4 protein-coding genes are annotated in these 5,689 nt (G+C 59.7%); 3 read left to right on the forward strand and 1 reads right to left on the reverse strand.

The window, feature by feature from the left end:
• On the forward strand, positions 1–721 hold a 721-nt coding region (locus BM131_RS19580; protein ID WP_090192146.1), incomplete at its 5' end, for a CpsD/CapB family tyrosine-protein kinase.
• A 3-nt stretch (positions 722–724) separates the two neighbouring features.
• Here BM131_RS19580 and BM131_RS20375 read toward each other — a convergent pair.
• Complete coding sequence (locus tag BM131_RS20375) at positions 725–892, reverse strand: hypothetical protein (protein WP_175499501.1); 168 nt, start codon at positions 890–892, stop codon at positions 725–727.
• 158 nt (positions 893–1,050) lie between these two features.
• Here BM131_RS20375 and BM131_RS19590 point away from each other — a divergent pair, with 158 nt between their 5' ends.
• Together BM131_RS19590 and BM131_RS19595 are read left to right on the forward strand one after the other, a co-directional pair.
• Complete coding sequence (locus tag BM131_RS19590; protein ID WP_090192149.1) at positions 1,051–1,806, forward strand: hypothetical protein; 756 nt, start codon at positions 1,051–1,053, stop codon at positions 1,804–1,806.
• Positions 1,794–5,426, forward strand: a complete 3,633-nt coding sequence (locus BM131_RS19595) for a glycosyltransferase (protein WP_090192150.1) — start codon at positions 1,794–1,796, stop codon at positions 5,424–5,426. The genes BM131_RS19590 and BM131_RS19595 overlap by 13 nt, the downstream gene beginning before the upstream one ends.
• Positions 5,427–5,689 lie beyond the last annotated feature (263 nt).

The raw sequence follows: 5,689 nt of genomic DNA on the forward strand, positions 1-5,689 counted from the left end.
TGCGATCAGTGCCAATTGGGCTGCCCTGCCGGTGGAACAGTTTGACGCGAACCTGATGCGCAAGCACCGGATCGTGTCCTTTTCGCGCAGCCCCGAATCCGCCGGCATCGACATGATGCGCACCCGGATCCTGCAGCAAATGCACGACAACAACTGGCGCAGGCTTGCCATCACCTCGCCCACCGCAGGCTGCGGTAAATCCACGATTGCGCTGAACCTGGCCGTCAGCCTGTCGCGCCAGCCCGACATCCGCAGCATGCTGCTAGAGCTCGACCTGCGCCGCCCGTCGCTGGCGCGGATGCTGGGCATCAACCCGCGCCCGGTGGATTTCACCGATGTGCTGCGCGGCAAGGTCGACTTCGCCCAAAACGCTGCCTGCTATGACGGCAACCTTGCGGTCGGCCTGAACAGCACCAAAACGCGCAATGCGTCAGAACTGCTCAGCGGCGCAGGCATCAGCGACACCCTGTCCCAACTCGACGCCGCCTACCGGCCCGATATCACCATCTTTGACATGCCGCCCATGCTGGCCGCCGACGACATGATGGCCTTCGCCACCCAAGTCGACTGCGTCCTGATCATCGCCGCCACCGAACGCACCTCCACCCGAGAGATCGACATCTGCGAACAAGACCTTGCCCGCCAGACCAACGTCATGGGCGTGGTCCTGAACGAGTGCCGCTATATGGGGGACGAGGCGGGGTATGGGTATTATGGGTGAGGCCTAAGCCGTGACAAACCGCGGCGGACCATCCCCCAGCACCGCCGCCGTCAACACGCCGGTCGCATAGGCCCCGGTATCCAGCGCGATACGCCCCTCTGCCATGACGGGCTCATCCTGAATGACATGCCCAAAGGCAACCCACTGCCCGTCCGTCCGGGGCGTCGTCATGAAATCCGGATGCCCCCACAGCAGATCCCGCGACCTTTGATCCACCCAACTCCTTGCCCAGGGGCTTGATTTCGTATCCGAACAGGGCTTCAAGGTGCCATCCAGGCCAAAGTGCGATACGTCATGGATCACGAGGTCACAAGCAAAGGACAGGGAACATGAGCATGCAGAAAACCGCAATGCTGCATTTTGGGCGCAGCGGGTCCACTGTACTGGCTAAAATGTTAGAGACTCATCCAGCTATCGCATGGCATCATGAGCATTTCACCTTGCTTGAACAGCGCGACCCCACTGCCGCAACCATGTCGGCGGACAAAATGGTGGCCCGCATTGACGCGCTGGTTGCCGGTGCCCATAGCAACCGCCGCCTTGTTGGATACGAAATCAAGCTGATCAACTTTCTGCACAACCCTGCCTGTACCGCCCAGCAATTCGCGCAGGCCTTGGCCGCGCAAGAAAACCCGACGCGCGTCGTCGTGCTGCGCCGGCGCAACGTGCTCAAACGGATCCTGAGCAGTTTTCGCGCGATGAAGACTGGTGTGTATCACATCAAGTCTGATCAGGACTTGGGTGAAACACGTTATTCTGTGCCTCTACAAGCATTTGGTGATCCTGGTACCGGCATCAAACCAACAGGCATCGTTGATTTGCTGGACAAGGTCATCGCCCGCGAAGAGGCTACGGTCCGTAACGTCCGCAATACCGGCCTTGATGTGCAGACCCTGACCTACGAGGACGATATCGAAAACGATCCGGTGCAGGGTTATCGTAAGATGCTGTCATTCTTCGATTTGTCCCCGCAGGACGTTCAGCCGACGTTAAAAAAGACCGGCACTGCGCTAAAGGACGAAATTGCCAATTACGATGATCTGAAAGCCGCATTGCAGAATACGCCCTACGCATGGATGCTCTAAGTTCTCAGGCCGCAGGGCGGCCGTTCTTTATCCTCGACCCCGATCTGCGGTCGGGCTTTTCCCACAACCTGACCGCCACCACGCGGGTCACTTTGGCGGCGACGGCTGCCGGCTATGATGTCACTTGCATCGTGAACCGCAAGTTTCCGTTTTCCAATACGGATCTCGAAACTGTATGTCCTGATGTCCGCCGGATCTGGCCGACCTATGCACTGAACGCATCTGATGACCCCCAGCCAGAGGGGCCGCTCCAGTTTCACCCAGTCTATGACAGCGATCTGCCGGGCTGGGAGAAATACCTTTACGGCCTGCTGGACTTGCACGCGACCCTGACCGCCCCGCAGGACGCGGTGTTTTATATTCACACCCTTAGCGCGCCAGGCGTCATGGCGCTGCTACAATACCTGCTGAGTATCCCGCCGCACCAGCGCCCACGCATCCATGCGCTGATCTATTGCACGCCAGAGATCATTCAGGGCGAAGGCTTGCAGGGCGTCGAAACGCTGCAAGTGCTGGAACGCCTGCGTGACGAGGGGCTGCTGGGCCAAGATTTGCTGATCCACGTTGAGACCACCGGTCTTAAGTCGCATTACGCAGCCCTTGGCTTTGATTTCCCGATCTGCATGGGTCCCCTGACCATTTTGGCACCGGACACCGCAGCGCAGGCAGCCCCTCCCCCCGTGCAAGGCACCGCCCCAAAACGCGTCGTTTTTGTCGGTGAAGCGCGCGCGGAAAAGGGTTTTGATCGCCTGCCCCAGATCGTTGCCGCGATTCAGGCCGCCTATCCCGGCAATCTGGAATTTGTGCTTCAGTCCTACACAAACGCCAGTAACGACAGCCCTGCGATCACTGATGCCAAGATGCAGCTGGCCCAGATGGACGGACGCCCCCATCCCATCGCTCTGCCCGGAGAGCTCGATTACGACGCATTTCTGGCGACCATCGACGCGGCTGACTTGATCTTGATGCCCTATGACGCGGATGCGTACCGCACACGCGGGTCGGGTGTTGTCTATGACGCGATTAGCCGCCGGGTACCGGTGGTTTGCACGCCAGGGACCGATATGATCGGCACCTTCGCAGGCATGGGTGTATTCAGCCCTGACATGGACACTGCCGAAGGCTTTGGCGACACCGTGGCAGCTGTACTAAGCGGCGAGACGCCCTTTCCCGACACCGCGATTGCACGCTTCGGCATCGACCGCTTCATCAGCACGCTTACTACGCTGCATTCACCCGCGCCCCGCCCGGCAGCCCCGCAAACACCTGCGCCGCTCGTATGTTACATTCCAGCCCTGCCGGTTGATGGCGGCCACGGCTTTGTGCAGCGCGCCCACCTTGCGATGCTGTCGCATATGGCTGCCGATACGATGATCGTTGGCGTGCCTTGGGCGAACATCATCGATGGTCTTGCCTATTTTAAACGCGACACAGTCGTGCGGTATTTTGATGACCTGCTTTGGCGCGGCAAGCCGCTGTATTTTGTATCGCTGAACGACACCGAAAACTTTCGCCGCTTATTTGCTAAATATCACAGCCGCAATGCCGAGCTATTCCACGCCGATGTGCTAGAGGGACTGATACGCGACTACGTGACCATCGGACCTGTGCTGCAGGCCTATCTGAACCTGCGCACGCCAGACCGGATCGTCGCCAATTACACTTGGGCACTGCCCCTAGCTCAGCGGCTGCATGATCTGACCGGGGCTCCGACAATTTGCGAGGTTCATGACTTTCAGACTCAGCAGAATATCTTTCGCCGGCAAAGCCGGGCCGAGGCTGCGACCCTTCTGTTAGCTAAAAATCCCGACGCACCCGCCGTTACCGAAACCGTATTCGACCGGGGCTTTGCCGCAGAGGCAGCAAACGAAGCATCGGCCCTGCACAGCTTTGACCGCCGCGTTTTCATCTCGCGTACCTTGCAAGAAGATTTGGCCCGCTATGGCGGCCCGGACGGTGATGTCATCTATCCGCCAAACGTCGCCCTGCCCGCAGAACGGGACTTTGACATGGACCGCGCCGATCTGCTGGATGGTGACCATTTGCGGCGGCTGAAACTGGCGCAACTGGCCCCGGGCCATAGCGCGCAAGGCCAAAGTCATAGCATCGACGTGGTCTTTGTCGGCACCGCCCATGCTGCCAACATCACCAGTTTGCGTTTCTTTCTGGACGATGTGCTGCCCTTGCTGCCGCAGGACCAGCAGATCAACATCTTTATCGTCGGCAATATTGACCAAGGGTTCCAGCCTGATGAAAGGGCTGCTTTGGCCGCGCGCCATGTCTTTTTCATGGGCCGCGTGACATCGGTGACCGACTGGTATCTTGCCTCCAAGATCGTGCTACTGCCCGTTATCGAAGGCACCGGCTTCCCAACCAAAGTGATCGAAGCGCTGTCGCTGGGCCAATGTTTCTCGGCGATGTCGGGATCATTCTATGAACTTGCCGCGCAAATCGGCGGTGCCTTTCCAACCGCCGATACCGCTGCGCAAATGGCCGATGATATCGTGCAACTGCTATCAGATCCCGCCGCCCGCACCGCGCGGGGCAAGTCGGGGCAGGCATTTTACGACCGTATCTTTGGGATGGGTGATTATCTGACGCGCTGGTCGGATGTCCTGGCATTGCCTGTGGCAAAGACCACACTTCAGCCGCCCCTGCCCCATGTCGAATGCCCGGACGCCGTGGACCGGTTGTTGCGGCTGGCTGCGATCCCACTGGATGATGCTGCCATGTTTATGGGCCCGCGCCTGACCGGCCTTGCCGGCGACTGGAGCAAACCCGAACCCGAAGCGCGCTGGATTGACGGGACAACGGCGCATCTGTTCCTACGGGCCCCAAACGGCCCGCGCGAGGTAACGGGCGTTTTCATAGCCCTACGGATGCGACACAGCCGTGGCCCCGTAACCGTATTGGCCAATGGCATCCCGCAAGGCAATTTTGTCGCGGGGCCACAGGTTCAAATCCACTATCTGCCCTTTGCACAGCCTTTGACTGTGTCTGATGTCATGACCCTCACCCTCATCACGCCGCACACGGCACCCGATGGCGGCGAAGACACGCGCAGCCTGTCGGCGCTCGTGTACTATATGCGGGTCGAGGCGCGCGACGCCCCCAGCGATGACGACATGCCCCTTCACGACATACCGGTGACAGTGAATGCGCCCGGGCGTCTGCACTGGTGGTCCGAACACCATAGCGAAGGCCCCTATCCAGAGCAGGGTCTGCCAAACCGCTTTCGCTGGATCGGTGCGGGCGGCATGCATGTCGATTACACCGATGGCGCAAACCCAGACCTTTTGCAGACGGACCCTATCTTTTTGCAGATCGACGGGTTCACCCAGATGCAGCACCAGTCACTGGTTATGACGCTGGGCGAACAGGTTATCACCCGCCTTCCCCTTGCCGGTAATAGCCATGGCCGGACCCCTTTCACCCGGATCATTCCCCTGCACGAAGGCACCGTGACCTTGCGCCCGGCCCGTACCCAGCGCTTTGCCCCCCCCGACGGGCGCAGCGCCGGCTTTGCCGTCACCGGGTTGCGGATCTTTACCGCAACCGGGCACGGCGACCGGATCGCGCAGAACTATGTTGGCAATATTGTTATCCGCTCGGATGCCTGACAGCGGCCTTTGCGTAAACCTGTCCCCCTCTTTGGGCGGACGGGTTTACGCGCCTGCGGCACCCGCTTAGAAACAAGGCAACCGCCGGCATATGACTTTTCAGAAAGCCCTCGCATGACCAAAACACATGTCATTTCGAACTGCGCGACTTGGGGATTAACCCGGTCCCTTAAGGTCTTCTGCCCGGATCTGGATATCGGCATGACCAAAATCACCGCTGCGCAGGCCGACAAAGATGCAACCCGCCTTGCCTTAACAGAGGC

Origin of the sequence: Loktanella salsilacus, assembly GCF_900114485.1 — a bacterium.
Lineage (GTDB): Bacteria > Pseudomonadota > Alphaproteobacteria > Rhodobacterales > Rhodobacteraceae > Loktanella > Loktanella salsilacus.